The 23,890-nt window shown below is 69.4% G+C and carries 21 protein-coding genes; 12 read left to right on the plus strand and 9 right to left on the minus strand.

Going from position 1 to position 23,890, the window contains the following annotated elements; all coding sequences use genetic code 11:
• Positions 1–152 precede the first annotated feature (152 nt).
• The 3 genes from ABT123_RS33640 (at position 153) to ABT123_RS33650 (ending at position 1,669) form a co-directional block, all read left to right on the plus strand.
• On the plus strand, positions 153–731 hold the full coding sequence (locus ABT123_RS33640) for a hypothetical protein (RefSeq protein WP_351321714.1): 579 nt from the start codon (positions 153–155) through the stop codon (positions 729–731).
• Positions 724–1,131 (plus strand): hypothetical protein, encoded by a 408-nt coding sequence (locus ABT123_RS33645; RefSeq protein WP_351321716.1) that lies wholly within the window; start codon positions 724–726, stop codon positions 1,129–1,131. The genes ABT123_RS33640 and ABT123_RS33645 overlap by 8 nt, the downstream gene beginning before the upstream one ends.
• Positions 1,132–1,282: 151 nt before the next feature.
• A complete protein-coding gene (locus ABT123_RS33650) occupies positions 1,283–1,669 on the plus strand; it encodes a hypothetical protein (RefSeq protein WP_351321718.1) in 387 nt (128 codons plus the stop codon).
• Between the two features lie 58 nt (positions 1,670–1,727).
• Here the strand turns inward: ABT123_RS33650 and ABT123_RS33655 are convergent, their stop codons facing one another.
• The 3 genes from ABT123_RS33655 to ABT123_RS33665 form a co-directional block, all read right to left on the minus strand.
• On the minus strand, positions 1,728–2,405 hold the full coding sequence (locus ABT123_RS33655; protein ID WP_351321720.1) for a DUF4253 domain-containing protein: 678 nt from the start codon (positions 2,403–2,405) through the stop codon (positions 1,728–1,730).
• Positions 2,406–2,706: 301 nt separating this feature from the next.
• Complete coding sequence (locus tag ABT123_RS33660; protein ID WP_351321722.1) at positions 2,707–3,132, minus strand: DUF4259 domain-containing protein; 426 nt, start codon at positions 3,130–3,132, stop codon at positions 2,707–2,709.
• Positions 3,133–3,339: 207 nt separating this feature from the next.
• On the minus strand, positions 3,340–4,191 hold the full coding sequence (locus ABT123_RS33665; RefSeq protein WP_351321724.1) for a LysR family transcriptional regulator: 852 nt from the start codon (positions 4,189–4,191) through the stop codon (positions 3,340–3,342).
• Between the two features lie 94 nt (positions 4,192–4,285).
• On the opposite strand from ABT123_RS33665, the gene ABT123_RS33670 reads away from it, so the two are divergent.
• Both ABT123_RS33670 and ABT123_RS33675 read left to right on the plus strand, forming a co-directional pair.
• Positions 4,286–5,017 carry an SDR family NAD(P)-dependent oxidoreductase gene (locus ABT123_RS33670; RefSeq protein WP_351321726.1) on the plus strand — a complete coding sequence of 244 codons (732 nt, stop codon included), beginning with the start codon at positions 4,286–4,288 and terminating at the stop codon, positions 5,015–5,017.
• A 451-nt stretch (positions 5,018–5,468) separates the two neighbouring features.
• Complete coding sequence (locus tag ABT123_RS33675; RefSeq protein WP_351321728.1) at positions 5,469–6,164, plus strand: hypothetical protein; 696 nt, start codon at positions 5,469–5,471, stop codon at positions 6,162–6,164.
• 119 nt (positions 6,165–6,283) lie between these two features.
• On the opposite strand, the gene ABT123_RS33680 is transcribed toward ABT123_RS33675, so the two are convergent.
• Complete coding sequence (locus ABT123_RS33680) at positions 6,284–7,615, minus strand: hypothetical protein (protein WP_351321730.1); 1,332 nt, start codon at positions 7,613–7,615, stop codon at positions 6,284–6,286.
• Positions 7,616–7,749: 134 nt separating this feature from the next.
• Between ABT123_RS33680 and ABT123_RS33685 the strand changes: the two genes are divergently transcribed.
• The gene (locus tag ABT123_RS33685) at positions 7,750–7,932 is read left to right on the plus strand and encodes a DUF6207 family protein (RefSeq protein WP_351321782.1); all 183 of its coding nucleotides are present in this window, start codon (positions 7,750–7,752) and stop codon (positions 7,930–7,932) included.
• A 66-nt stretch (positions 7,933–7,998) separates the two neighbouring features.
• Here the strand turns inward: ABT123_RS33685 and ABT123_RS33690 are convergent, their stop codons facing one another.
• The 3 genes from ABT123_RS33690 to ABT123_RS33700 form a co-directional block, all read right to left on the minus strand.
• Entirely contained in the window at positions 7,999–8,478 is a 480-nt protein-coding gene (locus tag ABT123_RS33690; RefSeq protein ID WP_351321732.1) for a hypothetical protein, read from the minus strand.
• Positions 8,479–8,809: 331 nt separating this feature from the next.
• Positions 8,810–13,390, minus strand: coding sequence for a caspase, EACC1-associated type (locus ABT123_RS33695; RefSeq protein ID WP_351321734.1), 4,581 nt, complete (start codon positions 13,388–13,390; stop codon positions 8,810–8,812).
• A complete protein-coding gene (locus tag ABT123_RS33700) occupies positions 13,387–13,842 on the minus strand; it encodes an effector-associated constant component EACC1 (protein ID WP_351321737.1) in 456 nt (151 codons plus the stop codon). Before ABT123_RS33700 ends, ABT123_RS33695 begins: the two co-directional genes overlap by 4 nt.
• Before the next feature lie 456 nt (positions 13,843–14,298).
• On the opposite strand from ABT123_RS33700, the gene ABT123_RS33705 reads away from it, so the two are divergent.
• From ABT123_RS33705 to ABT123_RS33720, 4 genes are all read left to right on the plus strand, one after another.
• Complete coding sequence (locus ABT123_RS33705; protein ID WP_351321739.1) at positions 14,299–14,640, plus strand: HopJ type III effector protein; 342 nt, start codon at positions 14,299–14,301, stop codon at positions 14,638–14,640.
• Between the two features lie 271 nt (positions 14,641–14,911).
• Positions 14,912–15,529: a Tn3 family transposase gene (locus ABT123_RS33710; RefSeq protein WP_351321741.1), complete on the plus strand. Its 618-nt coding sequence runs from the start codon at positions 14,912–14,914 to the stop codon at positions 15,527–15,529.
• Positions 15,522–17,249: a ribosomal protection-like ABC-F family protein gene (gene abc-f / locus ABT123_RS33715; RefSeq protein ID WP_351321743.1), complete on the plus strand. Its 1,728-nt coding sequence runs from the start codon at positions 15,522–15,524 to the stop codon at positions 17,247–17,249. Before ABT123_RS33710 ends, abc-f begins: the two co-directional genes overlap by 8 nt.
• Positions 17,250–17,403: 154 nt before the next feature.
• Positions 17,404–18,198 (plus strand): phosphotransferase, encoded by a 795-nt coding sequence (locus ABT123_RS33720; protein WP_351321745.1) that lies wholly within the window; start codon positions 17,404–17,406, stop codon positions 18,196–18,198.
• Positions 18,199–18,782: 584 nt separating this feature from the next.
• Here the strand turns inward: ABT123_RS33720 and ABT123_RS33725 are convergent.
• Both ABT123_RS33725 and ABT123_RS33730 read right to left on the minus strand, forming a co-directional pair.
• Complete coding sequence (locus ABT123_RS33725) at positions 18,783–19,445, minus strand: hypothetical protein (protein ID WP_351321747.1); 663 nt, start codon at positions 19,443–19,445, stop codon at positions 18,783–18,785.
• A gap of 544 nt (positions 19,446–19,989) precedes the next feature.
• The gene (locus ABT123_RS33730) at positions 19,990–21,240 is read right to left on the minus strand and encodes a phospholipase D-like domain-containing protein (protein ID WP_351321749.1); all 1,251 of its coding nucleotides are present in this window, start codon (positions 21,238–21,240) and stop codon (positions 19,990–19,992) included.
• Positions 21,241–21,757: 517 nt separating this feature from the next.
• Between ABT123_RS33730 and ABT123_RS33735 the strand changes: the two genes are divergently transcribed.
• Both ABT123_RS33735 and ABT123_RS33740 read left to right on the plus strand, forming a co-directional pair.
• On the plus strand, positions 21,758–22,441 hold the full coding sequence (locus ABT123_RS33735; protein WP_351321750.1) for a response regulator transcription factor: 684 nt from the start codon (positions 21,758–21,760) through the stop codon (positions 22,439–22,441).
• The gene (locus tag ABT123_RS33740; protein ID WP_351321752.1) at positions 22,438–23,820 is read left to right on the plus strand and encodes a sensor histidine kinase; all 1,383 of its coding nucleotides are present in this window, start codon (positions 22,438–22,440) and stop codon (positions 23,818–23,820) included. Before ABT123_RS33735 ends, ABT123_RS33740 begins: the two co-directional genes overlap by 4 nt.
• The last annotated feature ends 70 nt before the right edge of the window (positions 23,821–23,890 follow it).

Here is a 23,890-nt window from a genome sequence, read left to right on the forward strand (position 1 = left end):
AACGGCCCCGGATACGTTCCCGTCCATCCGAGCTACCCCAACTTCTGCACCGAGCTCCACTCCAACGACGGCATTCTCGGCGACGCGCGCGAGATGCACATCGAGTACTGCGACCAGTGGGACTCCCGATCCGACAGGCAGGGCCACCGCCCATGACGTTCTCCGATCACCTTCAGCACCTCGCTGAGAGCGCCCTCGCAACCATCCCGGCCGCCGATGCCGGCAAAATCTACGCTGTCTCCTTCCGCATCGACAACGAGGATGACGACCCTCGCCAGCCGACCCTGACCATTGGCTACAACACGGAAACCCAGGCACGACACAGCATTCAGGACGCCTCTGACCAGGCAGAAGCCCGCTGGAACTACGCCTTCTGGATCCAGAACGAGCTGACTGTGGTCGGCGACCTGACCAGCGACCCCACTGGGGCCGCAGCTCGCCAGGAATGGATCACCGAACTCGGACTTTGGTACGACGAGCCGACCGACCCCGCCGACTGGGTGCAAGCCGTCGGGCCGCTTGCCGCGCAGATCGAGGCCCGTTTCAACCAGACCTGCTGCCAGCTCGCCCGAACCCTCCATGCGACCGGCGTCATCGAAAGATCTGTCGGCCGAACCGTGCCGGTGATCGTCCACGAGCTGGAGTACTACGAGGCGATCGCCCGGAGGACCGAGGCCGCCAACCCGCCCGGCCTCGCCGACGAGTTCACCTCATGGGTCCGCCATGGCTGAGGCATTCGGACAGTTCCAATACCCGACTCCACCATTAGGCACCAGCGACTCCGGCTTCCGCGCCGAAGTCGAAGCCGAACAGTCCATGCAGCGCGGCGAACACCTCCTTGCCCTGACCACCGACCACCAGCACGACCTGCGCGGCCCCGCCGCCCACGAGGCCGCCGCCCGGCTCGCCGACTTCCACCAGCGCACCGGCTTCACCGGCTCCGTCGTCACCCACCCGGCCCGCCTGCGCCGCGTCCTGGCCCGCCACGACCCCGAGGTCTACCCCGGCACCTACGTCACCTGCGTCTTCAACCCGGACAAGGCACTGTGCCGACCCCGCTCCGCCCCGGAGGCCGAGCGGGTCCAGTCCCCCACGACTGCCAACCGCTGGAATGCCACAACGTCGCGCTGACCGCCGACAACACCACCGCCCTCGCCGCCGAGGCCGACCGCATCGACCACCGACTCCGCGTCCGCCCCGTCCTCCCCCCGCTGCTGCACGCCGGCCTGGCCCGGCGCCGCGACGCGATCCACGCCTTTCTTACCGCCAACGGGACCGCCCAGTGACCGCCCACCGCCACCCACTGCCGAGCCGCACCGACGTCCACGTCGCCATCGACAGCCTGACCTCCGAGACCGGCCGACTCCCGAGCGTGCCGGCCCTCGCCACCCGCCTCGCCCTCGCCAACACCACCTTCCGCCGCAACTACCCAGACATCTGTGCCGAGCTCGCCGCCATCGCGCGCACGCCAAGCGGCACGACCGAAGCCGACGCATACAGCAAAGTCCAGGCCAACAACACCCGGCTGCGACGGGACAACCGCGACCTCGCCGAACAGCTCGAACTCACCATTGCCGCCATCCAACGCCTGAGCATCGACAACGGCCTCCTGCGCGCCGCCCTTCACGATGCCCCCGCTGTCACCCCGCTGCCCCGCCACCCCCGATGACCGACTCCGTCGCCACCCATCAGATGCGCCAGCGAGCTGTCACCCAGCAAGTGCCGGATCAGTCCCACCAGAAATCCCAGCGGTGGGCGCCAGTGATCCGCTCGGCATACGCGGCCAGTGTGTACGGTCTGCTGCCCTGCCAGATGTTGTCAGGGCAGAACGCAAAGTGCTCGGCAGCAACCAGAAGAGCCTCATGCTCGCTCACCGGTGGCGCGGCGATGCTGAGGTGCAGCGTGGAAAACCCGACCGCGACGACACTGGCTCCGAATCGGTTTTCCCAGTCCCGGACGACCGCAGAGAATTTCGCGGTGTCGTTTTCGTAGTTGCAGTGGCCAGCCCAGCCCACGGCTGTCAGCGCTTCGGCACCGGACGGTGCGGCAACCAGTCCGAGACGTGTCCGCGGACAGTCGGTGAGGAACGCCTCCGCGAACTCTGAGGCCGGTTGCTCAGGGTTCGTTACCGTCTCCCGGCTGGCCGCAAGGCCGGGCCATACCTGTCCGAAGGGGGCCGTAACAGCGAGGCGCCTTTTGACGTCGAGCATGTCGTCGTCTTCATCAACGGCCGTGTAGGTCGCCCACCACTGTGCGAGGAGGCCGGCAGGATCATGGCTTGCCGGGGAGGACATCTGCTCAGGGAAGACCTCCCCGGACCCCCAAGGGCGGAACTCGCCATCGTTCGGGTCCAGCGCGTCGAGGAGCAGCGGCCACAAGCCGGAACGTGCGTGTTCGGTGTACATCCGCGTCCACAGCTCAGGCGCGGCTGGCCCGTCACTGAGCCACAAGGGCTGTCGATCTCCGTCGCCTTCATTCGACGGACCAAGTCGGGCCGGAAAGCTCGCCCCAGGCTGGGTCCGAGAGGTCAGCTTCGGGGCAAGCCTGAGTGACAGCTGCGCGTACGTCGTCGCGCCGGCCGAGCGGGTCCGGGGTGTAGTCGGCGGGGATCTCGTACACAGAGGTGACGTCGGCGGGTAGACGCATGAGAAGGACGTCCCAGCTCATAGTGACCATCCGGGTAGGACGGGTGCGGGTCCGGGTGGATCAGATCAGGCTGAGCTGTTCTCCCGATGGCTGTGGCAGGAGCACGTTCTGCAGGCGGCGGATGTTCGCGCGCCAGGGCCCGCCATCCGACTCGGCCCATAGGTCCATCAGTTCGGACGGTTCGGTCATGATGCGGTCGAGGGCCTGAAGGGCGAGATCGCGCAGGCCAGTGAGATCAGGGAGGGGCTCTTCCGGCCCATAGATTGGATCGGCCGGCTCACCCCCGGGGCACTGCGCCGCGACCAGCGCGGCCGCGGCTACGGCTACCTCGGATTCGGGTGCTTCGAGGTAAGCCGCGGTGTCGATCACACGTATGAGAGCACTGCGGACGATGCCCTCACGTTCGCCTGCAGCTACCTCATCAAGGTCACCGCCAAAGTCCGCTGCAGTGTCGTTGTCGAAGGGGCCGACGTCCCAAGTTCCCATGGTCTCTCCTGATCACGATGTTGACCGGGGCATCCTGACAGAGGCCACTGACAGAAACCGTGCAGTCCAGAGCGGGGTTTCAGCCGCATGTGACTGGTCGAGACAGATGTCACCTGGCCTCGATATCCGTCACCCGCGTCAGTTCGGCGGGCTGCCATCATGCTGAGCCGGGCCACGATAGGTGGAACCTGGCCAGGCATGTCGGAACTACTGCAAACGTGTCGCAGTGCGGACAAGGTCGGCGACGGCTCTGGACCGACTGTGCGGTGGCCAGGCGATCACGGTGGTGACTTTCGGCGCGTCCAGCACGGGCACGGCGGCGAGGTCACCGGGCAGTTGGGCCCGGCACGACTCCGGTGAGACCGCGCAAGCCCGGCCGAGCGCGACGAGCTGCAACAACTGCGCCAGGTCGCGGACCCGCGGGCCGGGGCCGGGCGGGTAGGTGCCGTTGGGGTCGGGCCAGCGTGGCAGGGGCAGGCCCGGCAGCCCGGTGATGTCGCCCATGTGCACATGGGCCCGGACAGTGAGCGGATGCCCGGCCGGCAGGACCACAACCTGGCCCTCCGTGCTGAGCTCTTCGGTGTCGAACCCGGCCGTCGAGTCGAACGGCCGGTGCAACAGCGCCACGTCGGCCCGGCCCTCGCGCAGAAGTCGTTCCTGCTCGGCCGGGCCGCACAGGATGACATCGACGGCGACCGCGCCGGGTTCGACGGCGTACGCGTCGAGCAGTTTCGCCAGCAATTCGCGGGACGCGCTGGCTTTCGTCACCAGGACCAGGCCGGTACCCCCGGTCGCGGAAAGGGCAGCGCGGCGGGTCCGGCGCTCAGCAGCGTCGACCGCGCCGAGGGCCGCCCGGCCCTCGGCCAGCAGCACCGAACCAGCCTCGGTCAGCGTGACGGTGCGGCTGGTCCGATCCAGCAGCGTTGCCCCGAGCCGGCGTTCGAGCTGCTGGATCGCCCGTGACAAAGGCGGCTGCGCGATCCCGAGCCGCTGCGCGGCGCGCCCGAAGTGCAGCTCTTCAGCGACAGCGACGAAATATCGCAGTTCCCGGGTCTCCATCCGGCCACGCTACCCCGATCGATACCCGGACGGTATCGTTGCCCACCCGATCGGTCTTGGACCCCCTCCGGAGTCCGAGGGCAGCATGGTCCCCATGAGTGAACGAACGATTGCGCTGGTCACCGGCGCGAACAAGGGAATCGGCTACGAGATCGCCGCGGGCCTGGGCGCCCTCGGCTGGAGCGTCGGCGTCGGCGCCCGCGACGATCAGCGCCGTAAGGCCGCCGTGGAGAGACTGCGCGCGGCCGGCGTCGACGCGTTCGGCGTACCACTGGACGTGACCGACGACGCGAGCGCGACCGCCGCCGCACGGCTGATCGAGGAACAGGCCGGGCGCCTCGACGTGCTCGTCAACAACGCCGCCATCACCGGCGGCATGCCGCAGGAGCCCACCCGGGTCGATCCCGCCACCATCCGGACGGTCGTGGAGACCAACGTGATCGGCGTCATCCGCGTCACCAACGCGATGATGCCGCTGCTGCGCCGCTCCGCCTCACCGCGGATCGTGAACATGTCCAGCAGTGTCGGCTCCCTCACCCGCCAGTCAGGAACCGCTGCTGAACAGACGACGGGTCCGGTGGCCGTGGCGTACGCGCCGTCGAAGACGTTCCTGAACGCCGTCACCCTCCAGTACGCCCGGGAGCTGAGCGGCACGAACATCCTGATCAACGCCGGCTGCCCCGGCTACGTCGCGACCGACCTCAACGGCTTCCGCGGCGTGCGCACCCCCGAACAGGGCGCGGCGATCGCCATCAAACTCGCGACCCTGCCCGACGACGGCCCGACCGGCAAGTTCTTCGAGGACGCCGGCCTAGTGCCCTGGTGATGTGCACAACGGTCATCACCCACCGGGTGAGGCGGCTTCGCCCGCGCGTCTCCAACAGGTTCATCGACTGCGTCGGCCGCCCCGGCCGACGCTCCGGTGACCGGGGCAACGCTCCGCACCGCTACTGGTTCCCATATGAATGGCAATTCACCGCAGGTTGCAAGCAGCGTGACCATTTGGTTCCAACAATCGCGACCCGTCACACATGCTCAGATGGCCCACGACATAGTGTTCTTCCTCGCCGCCGACGACGAGACCGCTGCTGCGACGCGCCTGCGCGGACCTGGTGGGCGTGGCCGGAGTGGGTCACTGCCCCCTTGAACGACGGCGTTGAGGTGTTCGCTCTGCCGCAGCGGTTGACCCGGGCGCTGGCCAACGCGAGCTCCGCCGAGCTGTTGTGGGTTCAGCGGACCGATCGGCCCGTGCACGGGTCATGTCTGCGAGGCACAGGATGGGACGACACAAGCCGCGCAGCCCGCGCGGTGAGGGCGGGCAGCCGACGGAGTGGTTCGGCACCGCGTTCCACTCCGTCCGGGGGATGCAGCACCTGCATGTCCGCCGGTCCGGCAACGGCATCCTGGTCACCTCCTCCCCTGCCGAGGTCGACGGTGCCCCGGCCTCGTGGCAGCTGCGCCTGCGCAACGACGACGGGGGCCAGGGGCTGAACGAGATGGGTGCAGCCCTCACGGCAGGGCGCGGGCACGTCTACAGCGTGACCGACGGGCCCGGCGCCAGGACCGTCCTGGCGTTCCTCCTCCACCACCCCGAGGAAGGCGTCGGCAACCTGGCCCGGGTCCGTACCAGCGAAGGCCCGGACGGGGACGTCGTCTTCGAGCGGTCCGCGGAGCGGTCGATGGGGTTGTGGGCCGAGGCCGGGGAGAACCTCCTGCGGATCGTGCCGCTGCTCGGACCGGACGCGCCACCCGGGGACGAAGTCGATGGCTGCCTGCCGTGCCCTGGCTGCTACCGCCTTGTCTACGAGAGCTCCTCCTCGCACGCCCTCATCGGTGCCGACCCGGTGCCGGTGATCGGGCTGTGCCGACTGTGCGCCGAAGGCAGCACACTCCGCTCGCTGCGCCAGGCCGACGTCCCCGTCGACCCGGAGCAGCGCGCCGTCCTCGAGGCCGTGGCCGCCGCTATGGCGTAGCCGAGCCGACGGCCCTGGGCTTGCCCGGCCGCGCAGGCTTGCCCGGCCGCCAGGTTCCACATCGGGACCACTCGCTGGACCGGGGCCCGGGCGGGGCGCAGCTGGCTGGGGTCTCCCGGCTAGCTCTCGGAGGATTTCGCGGACGGCGGCAGGGCCATGTCGAGGAGCGCGTCGACGGTGTCGTCGCCCAGCTTGCTGTCGAGGTGGAGGGATCGGCGGATGAGTTGCCCGACGGTCTGCGGGTCCACGTCCAGCCGTGTGTGGGCGTCCAGGCAGATCTCGCTCAGGAGTCCTGCGGTGTGGTCCGGCTTTCGCTGGACGTACCAGTCGAAGACCTTGACCACGTCGGGGCGGAGGGTGCCGAGCCACATTCCGCTCCTCCCCTTCTGGACGCCTCGGGCCAGATGGGAGATCACGGCCTCGATCAACGTCGTGCGCAGCGCCGACATGGGAAAGAGGCTCTCGGTTCCCACCGTGAGCGCGACCGCGGGCCACCAGGCGAGGGTCTTGGCCTCCTCCTCGGTCTGCTTCCCGTCCACGTGGATGACCTTGGTGAGGCGGTTGTGGTCGGAGACGAGTCCCTGGGGCTGGAGACTGCCGAAGGCTGTGGTGGCGGAGAGGAGGGCGCCGGGGCCATGGGCACGGTGATGCTGTTCAGCCCAATCCCGGGCCACGGGCTTCGACCACAAAGGTCCGTTGGCACCGCGGACCTGTGGTTCGGGCATCTTGTGGTCCTCATACTTCGGGACCGGAAGGTCGTCCTCGGCAATGTTCGCGATCTTCGCCAGCCCCGCGCGGTCCACCAGGCTGCCCGGCTCCAGCTCGGGTGCCTTCAGGTCGACGACGCACTCGTCCAGCGACCGTGCGTCCGGCACGCGCCGGCGGTGCTCCGCCCACAGCGCCAGATGATCACGCCAGTTGGGCAAGACCGTCGTGGGTGCGGTAAACCCGGCGATGGTGGCGGCATGCGCCTTGCCCGGGTCGGCGGGGTGGACCAGGAGGTCGGCGGCCGTGACGGTGAGCGCGTCCTGGACGGGGCGGGCGTCGTAGCGTTCGTAAGCGCCGTCGAAGACCACGCCGGGCCGGTGCCAGGCTGTGCCGTTCCACCAGTACCCGCCATGCCGGTAGAGGAAGCCGGTGTGCCCGTACACCCAGTCGTGGTGGAGCCCGCTCCAGCTGCTGTCAGTGACCAGCAGGACGGTACGGCCGTGATCGGGGTGGTAGTGGACGGCCCACGCGTATGCGCGGTTCTTCGGCTCGGTGGTGAACGCCACCCAGCCGCCTCCCGGTAAGGGGTCGGTGCGGCCCCACAGGCCGTCGCCTTGGTCCCGGCCGGTGCGCTCGATCGCGTCCGGATTGTCGAGTGGCAGCCGTTCGTCGTTGATGAACGGCAGGCCCGGAACGGGATGATCGGTACGAAGTCCGTTGGCCACCGGACGGAACTCACCCAAGATCGTTTCTCCCTTGCGACATGAAACCCCCGTACGACACGGGGGTAAGTCCTCCCATCTCTGCGGCAGCACCGGCTCTGCTAAACCGATCAGCGGACAGGCGACATCGAGCGGAGCGCGACGACGAGCAGCACATCGCGGAGCCCGGCCTGGTGGTCCTGGACATCACCGGCGGGGACGAGGTCACCGTCCAGGCCGTCATGGCCGCGCTGGAAGAGCGCTGGGCGACCTCGGGCATCGGCCCGGTGCGCCGGGATCCCGGGGTCCGAGCCCGGGTCTACGCTGACGTCCTACGCCCAGGGCGCGAGCGCCCGTAGCCGAAAGCCTGGGCAAGCCGCCTTGCGGGTGGCTTGCCCAGGGTCGCCTTGGGCTTGCCCAGTCGTTCAGGCCTGCCCGGCTGTCGGCTCCCACAGCGGGCAGGCAGGCCCGATGCCGTCGCAGTGGAAGCACCGGCCGCCCCCGGGCGTGCTGCGGTCCGCGATGGTGCCGACGGCGTGGCGGAGGAGCCTGGTGAGGCCGTCGACGTGGGCCGGGAGCAGGGCGAGTTCGTGGTGCTTGCCGACCAGGACCTCCAGGGCGACCCCGAGCCCTGCGTAGCCCAGTTCCGTGGTGACGCCGTGGGTGACCGTGCGGATGAGGTCGTGGAGGTGGCCCATCGTCTCTGCCCCGGACAGTTCCACCCGTGCGGTGAAGAGGATGTCGTCCGGCTTGGTGAGTGACAGCAGCGCCTCCGGTCGCTCGAACGGCACGAGGCGGCCGACCGGGTCGCGATGGGCTGCGTGGAAGCGCGCCAGGGCGAGCCACATGTCGCCCGCATCTCTCTGCCCGAGCCCGGCCGGGTTCTCCTGCTGGTTTCGTCTCATGACTCCGGTGTACGGCCGACGAGGTGGCGTCGGCCGGCTCCGGGCTGCCAACTCCCAGGCGGTGACGCCACGACCTCGGGGAGCATCCCACCCTACGGTCCGGGCGCTGGGCAAGCCTTCGTGTGGATGGGCTTGCCCACCGGGTCCGTGACCGTATACCCGGTCGGCGGAGCGAGCGTGACCGGTCCATCTCCCGTGATCGGTCAAACAGCACGTCAGTGCCGTGACCGACCCGTGCAACTCCCGACCGAGCCGGTGACTGGTCATCCGTCACCGGCCACGGTCAGCCACGGCCTCGCCGAAGGGTGAGGGTGGCTTGGAGTCCTCCGGTTCACGGCCGGATGCTGCAGGGCGGCTCGTAAGGCCGGTCCGGCAGATAGCGCTTCCACTGCTGGCGGGTGATCGGGTCACCCACCGTGGCACAGAGGCCTGGAATGGTCCGCTCCGGATCGGTGCCCCAGAGGGCCACACCCCATTGCGTCTGGACGGCGAGGGTCTTGCCGTCCGGGCTGAACGCGAGCGCGTAGGCGCCCCCGTACTCCTCGCCCGGGAGCGTGGACTCCCGTATCGGTGCGTCGGGATCGGTCAGGTCCCAGATCTCGGGACGCGTTACGGACGACAGACCGAGTTTGACGGTTCCGGTCAGAGCAAGGTGGGTGCCATCGGGGCTGAAGGCCAGCGGCCCGTTGTCGGAGCCGATGTTGACGGTGACCGGTTCGCCGATCAGCTGGTGGCGCTCGATCCGCCACAGCCGCAGCAGCCCGCTGTGGTGGATCGCGAGGAGCGAGCCGTCCGGCCGGAAGGCGTAGTCGGAGCCCAGTCCGCTCGCCGGCAGCGGACGCGTCCACAGCTCGACCGGACGTGCCGGGTCGGTCACGTCCCAGGACTGCAGCCGCTGGGTGAGTTCCATCCGGTAGTCTCCGTCCCCCTCGTTGTCACGGAACTCCCTTTCCGCGGTGAGTGCCTGTCCGTCCGACGAGAAGGCAATCTTGCTCAGGTCTCCTTCGATGCGGCCCACTTCCTGTGGATCCCGCGGATTGGACACGTCGTAGATGCGGATGCCTGGACTCGACTGCCCTACCTGTTTCCCGGCGCGGGCGGACACTGCGAGGAGGGGGCGGGTGGGGCTGAAGGCCAGTGCGTCCACTCCGCCGTCCAGGCCGAAGACCGCCAGCGGCGGACCGTCCGGGTCCGAGGTGCTCCTCAGCTGAAGGCGGCCGGCCTCGGCGTCGCCCTCGACCTCGGTGGCGGCGACCAGGGCTCCGTCCGGGCTGAGCGCGACGGCCACGCCGCGGTAGGGCGGAGGGGCCGGCTTCCGGAACAACAGCCGGGGGCTCTCCTGGGTCGTGACGTCCCACAGGGCGTTCGAGCCCAGGTTGTTCACCCCGAGGAACTGCTTCGGCCCTGCCGACCGGTAGACCAGCTCCGATCCGGCGGCGTGGCGCCCGGGCAGGAATGCCGTGGCTCCCAGCTCAGGCACGGTGGGAAGGTTCCATACGCGGATGCTCTCGAAGCCGGCGTCCAGCAACCGGTGGGCGTGCCGGGGATCGAAGGCCACGGCTCCGGGCGAGCCCAATGCGCTCGCACCGACCGTCAGAGTCCCGGTGCCGGTGGCGGTGCTGCCAGCACCGGGAGCCGTGCCGGTGAGCCAGGCCTGCCACTGGCTGCCGCATTTCGTCACGAACTGGCGGCCGTCGGGCGAGAACGACATCCACTGCACGTCACCCGCACCGCATTTGCCGTGCTGTGCGTCGGGGCTGGGGTCGCCTGCCGCGACCTGCCGGGGGGTTCGGGGCTCGGCGAGGTCCCACAGGGCCATGCCGCTCTCAGGGTTGGATGCCGTGGGCACGGCAAGGTACCGCCCGGAGGAATCGAATTCCGCCCGGTGCAGGAGGCTGTCGGCGAGGATCGCCTGCCTGCTCGAGGCATCGGCCGTGCGGAGTTCGGAAAGACGGGCGGGGTGCGCAGGGTCCCTGAGGTCCCACAGCAGCACCTTCCCCTCGATGCTCACGCTGGCCAGGAGATTGCCGGTCGATGCCGCAGCCAGCGAGTCGATCCTGCCGGTGTGGCCGGTGAGTGCGGGCAGTTCCTTCGGGGCCGACTTGTCGCGGAGGTCCCAGCGGTGGACCGCACCGGTGAGCGCCCCCGTGAAGGCCGTGCGACCGTCGGGGCTTATGGCCAGTGCGGTTCCGGCCTCGCCCACCGGCTGCTCCACGATCTGCACCGGATGCGCGAGATCGGTGATGTCCCACAGCCGTAGTGTCGCGGCGAGGGACTTCGGACGGTCGAAGGGGTATGTGAGCGCTGCTAGCAGCCCACCGCTACGGTCGAAAGCCATGGGGCCGGGACGGCCCACATCGATCCGTCCGGCATCGGGGCCGCTCGGACCGCGCAGAACGATTCCGTTGTCGGTCGCGATCGCGAGGGCACGGCCGTCGGCGCTGAACGCGAGCACGTTGGCCGATTCACCGTCGTTGATCACGCCCGGAGTGTGCTGACTGTTGGAGAGCGCACCGCGTCCGCTGCCCGCGTCGATCCGGTAGGCGAGCAGGCTGAGCTGTTTGGCCAGACCGGGCTGGTCCCTGCGGACGCTCTCGGCTTCGGATGCGAGGTACCGGGCGAGGTCACGCTCCTGCGCCCGCGACGCCTGCCGCTGGAACATCATGGCGCCCGCCAGGCCCAGCGAGGCGAGCAAAGCAAAAACCGTGATGAAGGCGGCAGCAGCCCTGCGGCGTCGCGCGCCCCGGCGCTCCTGCCTCCACGAGGCCTCCATGAATGCGGCGGGTCCCGGAGGGAGCGAGGCCGCGGTGGTCGGAGCGTTCGCAGCCCTCTCCCGGACGGCAGCCAGCCGGTTCCCCCGGTACAACAGCGATGAGTCGTACCCGGCCTGCCCCCAAGCCTCGGCGTCGTCGGCGAGTTGCTGGCCCGTACGCAGCCAGTCGCGGTCGGCGTCGATCCACTCCCGCAGCCTGGGCCAGGCCTGCAGCAGCGCCTCATGACTGATCCGAACCGTGTCCTGGTCGGCTGTGAGCAGGCGGGCCTTCGTGGTGAACCGGTCGATCGCCCGCTGGGCCGCCTGCGTGTCGGGCAGGCCGTGCAGTAGTTCCCCGCGGTCGGCAGGCCGGGCCGTGTCAGTCGTGTCCGTGCCCACCCGGACCAGGCGGGGCAGCATCCGGCGGACGGCCTTTCGGCCCGCCTCGTCGAGTGCTGTGTACTCCCGTTCGGCGGTCTCGGCGATCGCCTGGGAGATGCCACCAGCCGCGCGGTATCCCGCGACGGTGAGGCGCGTTCCCGCCCGCTTCTCCCAGGTCGCCCACAGTACGTGCGACAGCAGAGGCAGGGCTCCGGCCTCGGGGCGGTCGTAGGCTGCGGCACCGAACTCGTGCAGGATGACGTCGGCGAGGCCGTCGTCGAGCAACAGGCCCGAGGCCGCAGCCGGTTCTTCGATCGTGGCGCGCAGTTCTGCGGACGTCATCGGCTCGACGAGGAGCTGGCCGCCGTCCAGGGCCTCCCGCAGCTCGGGGTGGGTAACGGCCTGCCCGTAGAAGTCCGCCCGCAGTGCCAGGACCACCAAGGTCCGTGGCGGGCCGTCGCCCGCCGGAGTAGCGAGAGCGGTCAACGCCTGGAGAAAGGCGGAGCGTTCCTCTTCGGCCGGACAGAGCGTGAACAGCTCCTCCAACTGGTCGATCAGGACGACCAGCCGCCGTACGGGCGGGTCGTCCGTCTGCACCTCGCCGCTCTGCCCGGCGATCCAGTCGCCCGCGAGACCCGGGTCGCCCCTCAAGAGGTCGGCTGCGTCTGCCGGGCCGCGGGCACCCAGGGCGGCGAAACCTCCGGGAGCGACTGCGCCCAGTTGCTCGGCGAGGCGCCGCAGCGGGTTCGTACCGGGGGTGAACCGAACGCACCGCCAGCTGGCGGATCCGGGCAGGCCGCCGTTCCGTAAGCCCGCCAGCAGACCCGCGTTGAGCAACGAGCTCTTGCCGGATCCCGAGGCACCCACCAGGACCAGCAGTGCCGGCCGGTCGGTCGACTCGGCGCGGGACCCAAGGGCGGCGAGAACGCGTTCAGTCATGCGGTCGCGCCCGAAGAAGACGTCGGCGTCCTCCACCCTGAACGCTTGCAGGCCGGGATACGGGCAGCGGCCGGGGGCCGGCGGATCCTGCGCCGGGGCATCGACTGCTCGCCGCGCCGGGTTCGGGGCGATGACGAGACGTCCCGACCGGTCCCCCGCCTGTCGCCGGGGCCAGGGCCGTTGCTGATCACGCAGGTTCTGGAAGACCGCGTCGTACACCGCGTCCAGTGTCAGCGGGTGCGGCCCCCGAGGATCCCCTGTTGTCAGTACGTCGATCAGCGCGCCGGAGAACGCAGTGTGCACGGCGTCGGAGGGCGCGTCGGCGAGCTGCTCGGCCGACCCGATAAAGTACACGCCGTGCGTGGCCTCCACGGCCAGCGCCGGAACGGACGTGGAGGTACCGAGCGAAATACGCCCCGAGAAGCAGCAGTCGAGAACGAGGACGACCGATGAGGCACGGCTGACTTCGAGAGCCTGCCGCAACGCCGTGAACGACAGCGCCTGATGCCCCGCCATGCCGGGTGTGAGCCGATCGGTTCCACTGGCTGCGAGATGGAGCTCCCCGCCCGGGCCCAGCAGACCATGCCCGACGAAATAGACCAGCAGGACGGTGTCCGCCCGCTGCGCCTCCTCCGTGACTGCCTCTGCCATGGCCCGCGCGTCGGGTGGATCGAGCAGCAGGCGAAGCCGGTCCGGTCGTACCCCGCACCGTTCGGTGAACACCGTCCGCAGGTCCTCGAACGTGCGCGCCACCGAGGGGACGGAGGGCAGGTTCGGACCGTGATGGGTGGACGTGGCGATGAGCAGGACCCTTACACCAGGTCCGGACAGGCTGGTCACCGGAGCTCGCGCCGACCGGTTCCGCCTGCCTCGCCGCCGTTCCCGCCCTCAGCGATCTCCGAGATCGCCTCGGCCTCGCCCTCCGCGCCTTCCATCGCCAAAGCGTCCGCCATGTCGGCAACCTGCCGGCGCAGCGTTTCCGCGTCCAGTCCGGAGACGCGCCGGGCAGTCAGCTCCAGCGAACGACGCCCAGGAAGGGTCAGTCTGATCCGCACGTCGCCACGGCGCGTCCGCAGCCAGGCGAGGACCGCGACGGAGAACGCGGTCACGGCGCCCCCAGGGCCCAAGGCCACGACCAGCGTCTCAAGCACCGGCCCCAGCTTGCCGGCGGGCGGAGGCGCCTCCTCAGCCGTAACCCGGCCCCGCAGTTCCTCGACGCCGACCAGCCATTCCTGTAACGACCGGAGCTGGTCTGCCGCGTCTTGACCCTCCGCGAGCACCCTCACATCCATGATCCCCCGATTCTGGACGTCTGTGTTGCGCAATCGATCACAGGCAGCGGCCAGGCTACCGACGGAGCGGGGGAACCGGTAGGCCATTCTCTGTTGTTCTCGTCCGCATCGGCGCGGCCCACGGGCGGACGGGGCCACAGCCCCACTGCCGACAGGCCGTATCGCCACGATCTGAACCCTTGAAACCCGACAGCCTCGGATCCGACACCAGGACTCCACCGGCAGCTGGTGTGCACCGGATGCAGAGCATCGTGTAGTCCACTCGGTGGACGATGCTCTGCATCGTGACCACAACCGAAACCAGCTCTCGACGGGTCACACAGACGCACATCGTGACCTGCGGAGACGCCGCTCGTTCCGACATGTGGCCCGATCCCTACCGGATGGCCTGAAGGGGCTATCGTCCCCCGGTCACGGACGGCAATCGGCTCGTCTGTCCAACACAAGGGAACCGACATGACTGATCTGAACTCGCTGCGGGCAAGCCTCGCATCAGGTGAGCACGAGTTCACCGACACCTTGGCCTTCATCACCGCGCATTACGCATACCAGCCGCAGGCGTTCCACAACGGGGAACTGGAGAATGCCGCAGGTGAGAACGAGGGTTCCTGCAAGACGCTGGGACTGGCCCTGCTCGAAGGGCTCAGCGACCAAGAGGCGCTGCTGGCATTCGGTGAGCACTATCGCAGCGTGCTGGCGGCGCCGAACGACACTGACCACGGCAACATCCGCAACCTCATGGCCCATGGCCTGGCAGGGGTGCGCTTCTCCGGGCAACCGTTGACCCGCAAGAGCTGAACAGCGACGGCACCGGCAGCGGGGTGAGCCCGGCCTTCTCGGCGCGCCGGGGCTACGGCGAGCTACTCGCGCGCTGCCGGCCATCGCGCAGCCGGGTTGCCTCGGTACCCATCCGCAAGGAGCGTCTCAGGCTCACGCACGGCCTCCCGGATCTGCCTCTCAACGCCGGCCTGAATTGCAGGATTCGTTGTTCTGGCCGCCCTGCCTGGCGGTGCGCTGCGATCGCACAGCGGTAGCCCTCCAACGGTGTCCGGCGCTCCACCGGCACGACGTGAGCGGACGGCTGCGGGGCGCCGGGCTACTCCAGCCGGACTTCGGTGTTTGTGCTGGTCAGCGGCCTGGGGGTGGTGAGTGTATTGGCGGGGTCGGGTGGTGTCCCGGCTTTGCGCGGAAGGAGCACGCCGGAACCTCGGTGCTCGCGCTGCATCTGCTGCAGTCCGCGCTCGTGCACGTCGACACTCTGCTGGTGCAGCAGGTAGTGGCCGAACCGGCGCGGCCGAAAACGCTCTCGGATGAGGATCGGCGCGGTCTGACCGCGCTGTTCTGGTCCAACGTCAACGCGTACGGCACCTTCCACCTGGACGTGAACAAGCGCCTCAACCTGGAGACGACCGCTGCCGTGTCCCGCCCGCGGACCTTCGCGGATACGGCCCGGCCGAGTGCAGAGCACCGAGCGCCGATGAGTGGCTTCTCATGCCTCACCGTCCCCGGACGGGCGGGGTGCTGCGAATCGCGGATTTCACGCCCCGCACACATTGTGGCGAGACGATTCGTCTTGTTACGGTGGGGTCATGGCTTTCCTCTTCTTCGTCTGAGTCCGGGCACGGCCCCTGCCGCCGTTTCTGCTGCCCGTAGACCCTTCGTATCCCAGGGAAAGTCCTATGCGTGACCGCGCTGATACCGCCCTGCCCACCACCGTCCCCGCTGTGGCGCAGCTGTCTGTCAAGTCCGTCACCAAGTCGTATGGCGTCCGGACCGTCCTCGACCAGGTCTCCTTTACCGTCCGGCCGGGCGAGAAGGCCGCCGTCATCGGGGAGAACGGCTCCGGCAAGTCCACCTTGCTGCGGCTGCTCGCCACGGTCGAGACGCCGGACGCCGGGGAGGTCACCGTCCGCTTTCCCGGCGGAACCGGCCACCTCGCCCAGACCCTCGACCTCGATGCGGACTGCACGGTGCAGGACGCCGTCGACCTTGCTCTGACCGAACTGCGCGATATGGAGCGAAGGCTCCGTGCCGCAGAGGGGTCCCTCGCCGACGCGTCGGACGAGGAACTTGCCGCGTACGGCGAGCTGTTGGTCGCTTACGAGGAACGCGGCGGATACGAGGCGGACGCCCGTGTGGATGCCGCCATGCACGGGCTCGGGCTGGCCCGGATCACCCGGGAGCGCCTGCTCGGCTCACTGTCCGGCGGCGAGCAGTCGCGCCTCGCGCTCGCCTGCGTCCTGGCCGCCGCCCCCGAACTGCTGCTCCTGGACGAGCCGACGAACCACCTCGACGCGGCGGCCGTGCGCTGGCTGGAGGAACGCCTGCGCGCACACCGCGGCACCGTCGTCGCGGTCACCCACGACCGCGGGTTCCTGGAGCGCATTGCCACCACGATCCTCGAGGTCGACCGGGACGAGTGCACCGTGCGCCGGTACGGTGACGGCTGGGCCGGCTACCGCGCCGCGAAGGCCGCCGCCCGGCGCGGAGCGGAGCAGCGGTACGCGGACTGGGTCGAGGAGGTGGCCCGCACGCAGGAGCTGCTGGAGGCCGCAGGCAGGAGGCTGGCCACCACCGGCCGCGACCCGAAGCAGGGCTTCGGCAAGCACCGCCGCTCCAGCGAGGCGAAGCTCGGCGGGCAGGTGCGCTCGGTGCGGGAGCGCCTGGACTGGCTGCGGCGCAACCCGGTGACGGAGCCGCCGGTACCGCTCCGGTTCACCACGGCGCTGCCGTCGGCAGCCCGCGGCGCGGTCCAGGGCACGCTCGCCGAGCTCGACAACGTACGGGTCGGGGGACGGCTGTGGCTGGACGGGCTCCTGGCAATCGAGCCCGGCGGGCGCCTGCTTGTCACGGGCGAGAACGGCGCGGGCAAGACGACGCTGCTTCGCGTCCTGGCGGGCGACCTTCAGCCGGACGCGGGCACGGCGCGCCGACCCGCCCGGATCGGCTACCTCGCCCAGGAAATGCCCGCGCACGCCACGCGGCTGACGCTGCTCGCCGCGTTCGCCGCCGGGCGGCCCGGGCTGCCGGACGAGTACGCCGAACAGCTCCTGTCCCTGGGCCTGTTCCGCGAACAGGACCTGCACGTCCCGGTTGCCGCACTGTCCGTGGGACAGCAGCGGCGGCTGCAGATCGCAACCCTGGTGACCCGGCCCGCGGACCTCCTCGTCCTCGACGAGCCGACCAACCACATCGCACTCGACCTGGTCGAGGACCTTCAGGCGGCGCTCGCGGCGTACCCGGGGGCGGTGGTCGCGGTCTCGCACGATCGCGACTTCCGTGCGCGCTTCGAAGCCGAGCAGCTGGAACTGCACGCCGGCCGCAGGCGCTTACCCGGTCCGGTCCGTCCCGCCCTGAATCGCTCGACATCCATCGATCCACTGACACAAGGGATCCATAATCCATGACCACTTTCCTGACACCACAACAGCGCGCCGACTGCACCTCCGCCGCCGTCGAGGCAGCCGTCGCGGCCGGGCGTGGGCTCGGCCTGACCGTCACCGAGCCCGGGGTGCTCCACGACGTCTTCTCGGTCGTCGTCCACCTGGCCCCTCGCCGGTCGTGGCCCGGGTTCCCACCGTCCTGCCCCGCCCGGACGACCTGGCCGCCCTCTCGCGCCGCCAGCAGGACGAGCTGGATGTCACACGATGGCTGGCCGACCAGAAGATCCCCGTGATCGCGCCCAGCCCGCTCGTGCCGCGCGAACCCGTGCAGCGCGGCGGGTTCTCGATGACGTTCTGGCCGTTCGTCGAGGAGGCCCGGGACAAGGAACCCGACTACGTCGCGAACGCCGAGAGCGTCGCCGACCTGCACGCGGCACTGCGCGCCTACCCTGGCCGCCGCCTGGAGTTCCTGTCCGCGGCCGACCCGCAGTCCATCGCGGACAGCCTCGCCCTGCTCGACCGGCATCCCGACCTGATCGGAGCGGCCGAGCTCGACCGGGCCCGCCGCGAATGGCAATTCCTCGAACCACTCGTACGCTCACGCAGCGCCTTCGAGGCTCAGTTCCCCGGCGTCGACCTCCAACCCATCCACGGCGATTGCCCGCCCGTGAACATCTTCAACGCGGTGGACGGTGACCTCTATGCCGATTTCGAACTGATCACCCTGGGGCCCGTCGAGTGGGACCTGGCCGGTCTCGGACCCGAGCACAAAGCTGCCTACAACCGCGGCGCACAACGCAATGGCACGAGGCCGCTCGACGAGGAGGTCCTCGCCTTCGTCAACGCCCTGGGCATGCTGCGGGCCATCGCCACCCTCACCCTGGTCCCGCAGCTTCCCGAACTGATGGAGTACCTCAAGCCCGCAATCGACCAGTGGCAGATGACGCCCTTTGCCGCCGGCACGAACAGCTGATACCGACCGACTGGTGGCTGAGCCTGATACTCACAGCCCGCAGCCCGTCGTTGAGTGGCGAGGCTGTCGGGAGATCCGCCGGAGCGTTTCATAGCTGAGCGGGGGCGATGGTGCGTAGGGCAGCAGGGTGGCTGACGGATCGTCCGCGAGGGTGTCGGGTACTTGCAACACCGCTTCCACGGGGCGCGATGAACGCCGCAGCCCCTCTCCGTGAGATCCGCGAACGCGGCTACCGCGGCAGCCGCGTCGTGGCCACCAAGTACATCGCGGCGCTTCGCGACGAAGACGGGTGCCGCTGACCTCCGACTTCAGCTCCGCAGCCGTCACGACGCATAGTCAACCAGTACACGGAGTCACCGTGCTGCGGGTCCCACCGGCGTGCGAGGTGCCCAGCCAGCCGTTCACGGAACTCCGGTCAGAGCCTGAAATTCCTCAGCGCGGCTAGTGTTCCCCCACTTGGTTGCGCGGTGAACCGAGGGGCGGGTTCGCCCGACAGTTGAGGGTTCGGACGGCTCCTGCCCGCCAAGGGTGCCTGCGGTGTCATGTATCGGCCCTGCCCGGCGGTACGGAGTGGCATGGCCGCTCTACCGCTCGGCAGTGCCGCCCTCACCGTCAATCTCGTAGATCCGCTCTTGAAGCCGTTCACCGGCCCAGTCCAGACCGGCGCCCAGGTCAAACCAGTGCCGATCCTTGCGGGCTTCGGGCGGTGCCAGGTTCACCGCCGCCCAGGAGAACACCCCCAGGAGGATGGAGCGTCCGTGCTGCGTTGTGCGGACGGACAACGCGAACGGCGCGGCGAGTGCCGCGCGGGTGACCAACATGACCTGTTCGTCATCAGAACGTCGACGCCCACCGGTGAGGAAGCGGGGCGTTTCAAGGATCTTGACCCACTCGACCACCGCGTCCGCCACCTGGGCGCGCAAGGACTCTTCAATGCCCTTCCGGACGGCGGTCGCGGGATTGTCGCCGAGCCAGCCAAGCCAGTGATCAGGATCGGTGAGCTTGCTGAAGTCGTCCTGGGGCACCCCGTGACGGGGATTCTCCTGGTACTCACCTGTCAGTTTTCCGCTGCTGTCCACCAACCACGCGCCGCGGATTGCCTCGGGAGGTACGTAGCCGTTCGGGTCGTCGATATACGTTGGGTCGATCTCGGCGACGCTGCCACCGGGATTCTCGGCAGCCGCAGCCACGAGCGCCGGCTCGTTCGGTATGCCCTTACGTCGGCTTCGCGAGTCAAAACGTCCCACGTCCCCACCCCTCACCGCTGCCCGACCAGTTGACCGCGATTGTGCCGCACAGGTCAGGACCGCATGAGGCGGGGGGTGCGTGACCGCGACGGCGGGTGGGGAATCTCGGCGAGCAGGTCTGTCCCACCCCAAGCAAGGGGTGGGGATTTTCGAGGCTGTGGCCCACATTTCGTGATGGCCGCTTCGGAGCCTGCAGGAGGTGCGCCGGGCGAGTTCGAGGACAACGTGCGGCGGCTGGTTGGGCAGCTGGTCGAGGTCGATGTCGTGCTCGTGGACGCCGAGGAGGGTGGCGAGGTCCCGGTTGGACGTGCCCACGTTGTGCAGGCGCCGGCGCCGGGTCATCGAGGCGGCGTACCCGCGTCCAGTCGGTCGGCGGCGCCGGTGCGGTGGTGATGCTCTCGCCGTCGCGGCAGCTGCCGCGGTGGAGCCGGAACGGGTCGATACCCAGGCGGTCGTTCGATTGACAGACCCGCTCTCCGCTGCCGCGTGACGACCTGACCGCGGCAGCGGAGAATTCCATGTCCCGTGCGCGGAGGCGGAGGGTCTACTCCTCGCCGTCGGGGTTCGTGGTGGGCGCTGCGTCCAGACGGGGTTCCACGTGGGGGCATTCTTTGTGAAGGTCGTCGAACCGCTTCTGGTACGCCGCGGTCACCGGATGGTTCCGCAGCGCGAGGACGGCCTCGTCGTTCTGTCGCAGCCCCCGGGTCGTGAGGTTCTGGCTGCCCACGTACAGGGTGGTCTGCGATCCCCGGCGCACGATGAAGAACTTCTCGTGGACCGGGATCTGCCCGGGTTGTAAGTGGGAACAGAGCCGGACGTTGATGACCTTGTCCAGAATCGGCACCCCCGGCATGGAGCCGTCGCCGGTGACGACCCTGACCTCGCATCCCCGTTTACGTGCGATGTCCACCAGTTCCTTCACCACGGCCCGCCGCGCAATCCTGAAGTTGGCCACGTCGATGCGTGTCTTCGGCCCGGAAGAGGAACAGCGGGTGCGCCGCAGGACGTCGGCGACGGGATCGTCGCTCTGGCGGGGGAACGTGTAGAGGCGGTGTGGGCCGGCGCTGAAGTCCTTGCCGTAGTCCTCGTTGACGATTTGGCTCTTGCCGTGGCGCATGAGGTCGTTGAAGTACGTGAGGTAGTCCCGGTACAGGCCCGCGTGGGTGATGGTGAGGGCGCTCTCGTAGGCCTTGTAGGGGTCGAGGTTCGCGGAGGAGACGTAGAGCACGTTCTCCGCGGTTTTTCCTCCGCGCAGTTGCACACGGGAGATGGTCATGAACTTGTTGTGCATGACCGGCCGCTCGGCGCCCATGCGGTTGCTCATGCAGCCGCGGACCGGCTCTCCGCCTGTCCGCCGCTGATCGCATTCCACGATCGTGGCTGAAGGGATCCTTTTGAGCCCTGCGTAGTAGGGGTTGGCGTCGTGCACCATGTTGCCGTCGACGACGACGCGGACGTGGACTCCGCGCGCCGCCGCCCTGCTGAGGGCGGTGACGATCTCCATCCTGTCGAAGTAGTAGATGGTGAGGGAGAGCGTTGCACCGGGCGATGCGGCGTCAATGAGACGGCCCACGTGTTCGACGACTCCCTTGTGTGGATCGGCGTCGGTCTTCTGGTTGAACCAGGTGTAGTTGCGTACCTCGGAGGGGGATATGGGGACCGCCGCGGCGGCGGAGTCGCTCGTTGCGGCAGTCGGCGTGACGGCTGCGGCCGGGACGGCGGACAGGGAGACTGCCGCCATCGAGATGGCGGCCACGGCGATGCTTCCGAGCTTGTGCACTGTGTGACGCTTCATTGGCCTTCCTCGACTCGGGTATCCGGGCCCGGCCTCCGCCCCCGATGCGCGTCCATCCACTTGGTGCGGGAGACCGGTCTCGTTCAGGGCGTGCGTCAGGCGGATCGCGGGGGCTGGAGTGGGCCGTGATGGCTCGCCTGGTGGATGTGGTGCCGGCAGGGACCGCATCGTCGGCAGTGCCGACGGGCCGGAGTTGGCTGTCGTCCGGCGCTCCTGTGTCTTGCGTCGCGGCGGTCGTGTGGCCCTTCCCTCACGGCCTTCCCCCGAAGTTCCGTTCGTTCTGAACTGGCAGTGTTTCGGTATGACTTGTCCGCCGGTAAGGCGACTTCTGGCCCCGGCGACTCCTTCTCGGCAACAGTTGGCCAGGTGCCGTTCCTCGGGTCGATCAGCCGTGCGTTGGCACGGGCCGGTGCCGCCGACGTGGTGACGAGGTTTGCAGGGAGAGGCTGAGCGGAAGCTGAAGGTTCCTGAGGGTCCCTTCAGGTTGCTCTCAGCCACTCTGCGGAATGCTCAGGCCATGCGGATTCTGGTGGTGGAGGACGATCTGCGGCTGGCGGAGTTGCTCAGGCGGGGGCTGACCGGCGAGGGCTTCGCGGTGGACGTGGCCCATGACGGGCCGCGCGGTCTGGAGCTGGCCTTGGAGAACGACTACGACGTGGTCGTGCTGGACGTGATGCTCCCCGGGATGAACGGGTTCCGGGTCTGTGCGCGGCTGCGTGAGGCCGGGGTGTGGGTGCCGGTGCTGATGCTCACGGCCAAGGACGGGGAGCTGGACGAGGCGGAGGGCCTGGACACCGGTGCCGACGACTACGTCACCAAGCCCTTCTCGTACGTCGCGCTGGTCGCCCGGCTCCGCGCGCTGGTACGCCGGGGCCAGCGGGAGCGGCCCGCCGTCATAGAGCTGGGGGACTTACAGGTGGACCCGGCGACACGGAGCTGCTACCGCGCGGGATCCCTGGTGCCGTTGACGGCCCGGGAGTTCTCCGTGCTCGAGTACCTGGCGCGCCGCCGCGGAGAGGTCGTGGCCAAGACCGAGGTGCTGGAGCATGTGTGGGACCACAGCTTCGACGGGGACGTGAACGTCGTCGAGGTCTACGTCAGTGCACTGCGCCGCAAGATCGACGCTCCGTTCGGGCGGCGTACGATCCACACGGTGCGCGGTGCCGGTTACCGCATGGACGACGAGCGGATCCGTGGATGACCCGGCGGGCTCTGCGGCGCCGGCTACGGCCGCTGACCATCCGGGCCCGGGTGACACTGTTCGCGACCGTGCTGGTGGCCCTGCCCATGAGCGCGGGGGCCGCAGTGGCCGCCGTGTCGGTGCGGGACTCGCTGCTGCGCGAGGCGCGCGAAGCCACCGCCGCCGTCGCGGACCGGGCCTCCAATCAGGCACGGGAGATCACCACCTGTGAGGCACGCGCCATGGAACCGGCTCTGCCGGAGGCGCACCAGGGCTTCTGGCAGTGGTGCGAGCCGTCCTCGGTACCGGGGTGGACGGCATGGCTGGGACCTCCGCGCGGCGGATCACTGTCCCTGCGCCCCTGGACGGACCCCGCCCGCGGTTCGCGGCCGTTCCGGGTGGCCACCATCGGCGATCCCCGGGTCCGGACCGTGGTGTTCACCGTCAAGCCGTTGGAGCCGGAACAGGCAAAGCTGAATTCCTTCCTGTGGCGGCTCGGCGCGGGCGTGGCGGGGGTCAGCACGCTGGTGGCGGGGAGTGCATGGTTCGGGGCCGGGCGGGTGCTGCGGCCGGTGGAGGCGATCAGGACGAGGTTCGCGGAGCTGAGTGCCCACCAGCTCGACCGGCGTGTTCCCGTACCTCGGGGCGACAACGAGATCACCCGGCTGGCACAGACCATGAACGCCACGCTGGACCGCCTCCAGGGGGCCGTGGAACAGCAGCGCCGCTTCACCGCGGACGCCTCCCACGAACTCCGCACCCCGCTCGCCGCGTTGCGCGCCGAGCTGGAGATCGCCCTTGCCCGGCCCGAGGCGGCCGACTGGCCCGATGTCGTGCACGGCGCGCTGGGAGACACCATGCGGTTGCAGCACCTCACCACCGACCTGCTGCTGCTCGCGCGCCTCGATGCCGACGGCACGCTCCGGCGCCCGGGCCGGCCGGTCGATCTCGCCCAGCTGGTCTGCGAGGAGACGGCCCGCCGCCACCCGCCCACCCCCCTCCGCCTGACCACGTCCGTGGGCCCCGGTGCCCTGCTGGTGGACGGTCACCCGGCGCTGCTCGCCCGGGTGCTCGGCAACCTCCTCGACAATGCCGTACGCCATGCCAGTCGCAGCATCACCGTCAGCCTTGGCCACGACCCGGAGCGCCGCCAGGCCGTACTCGAGGTGCTCGACGACGGCCCCGGCATCGCACCCGAACACCGCACCCGCGTCTTCGAACGCTTCACCCGTCTCGACGACTCACGTACCCAACAGACCGGAGGCACCGGGCTCGGGCTGGCCATCGCCCATCACATCACCACTCTCCACCAGGGCACCCTGGCCGTCACCGACAGCCCCCGGGGCGCACGTCTGACCGTCCGGCTGCCCGTGTCCACCTCCATGCCCGCGTCCCCGTGACCGTGTCCCCGTGACCGTGTCCCCGTCATCGCCGCCCGCTGTGGCGGGCTCGGCACGCCGTTTGCGCAGG

Origin of the sequence: Streptomyces sp. NPDC002054 (assembly GCF_040296685.1) — a bacterium.
Classification (GTDB): Bacteria; Actinomycetota; Actinomycetes; order Streptomycetales; family Streptomycetaceae; genus Streptomyces.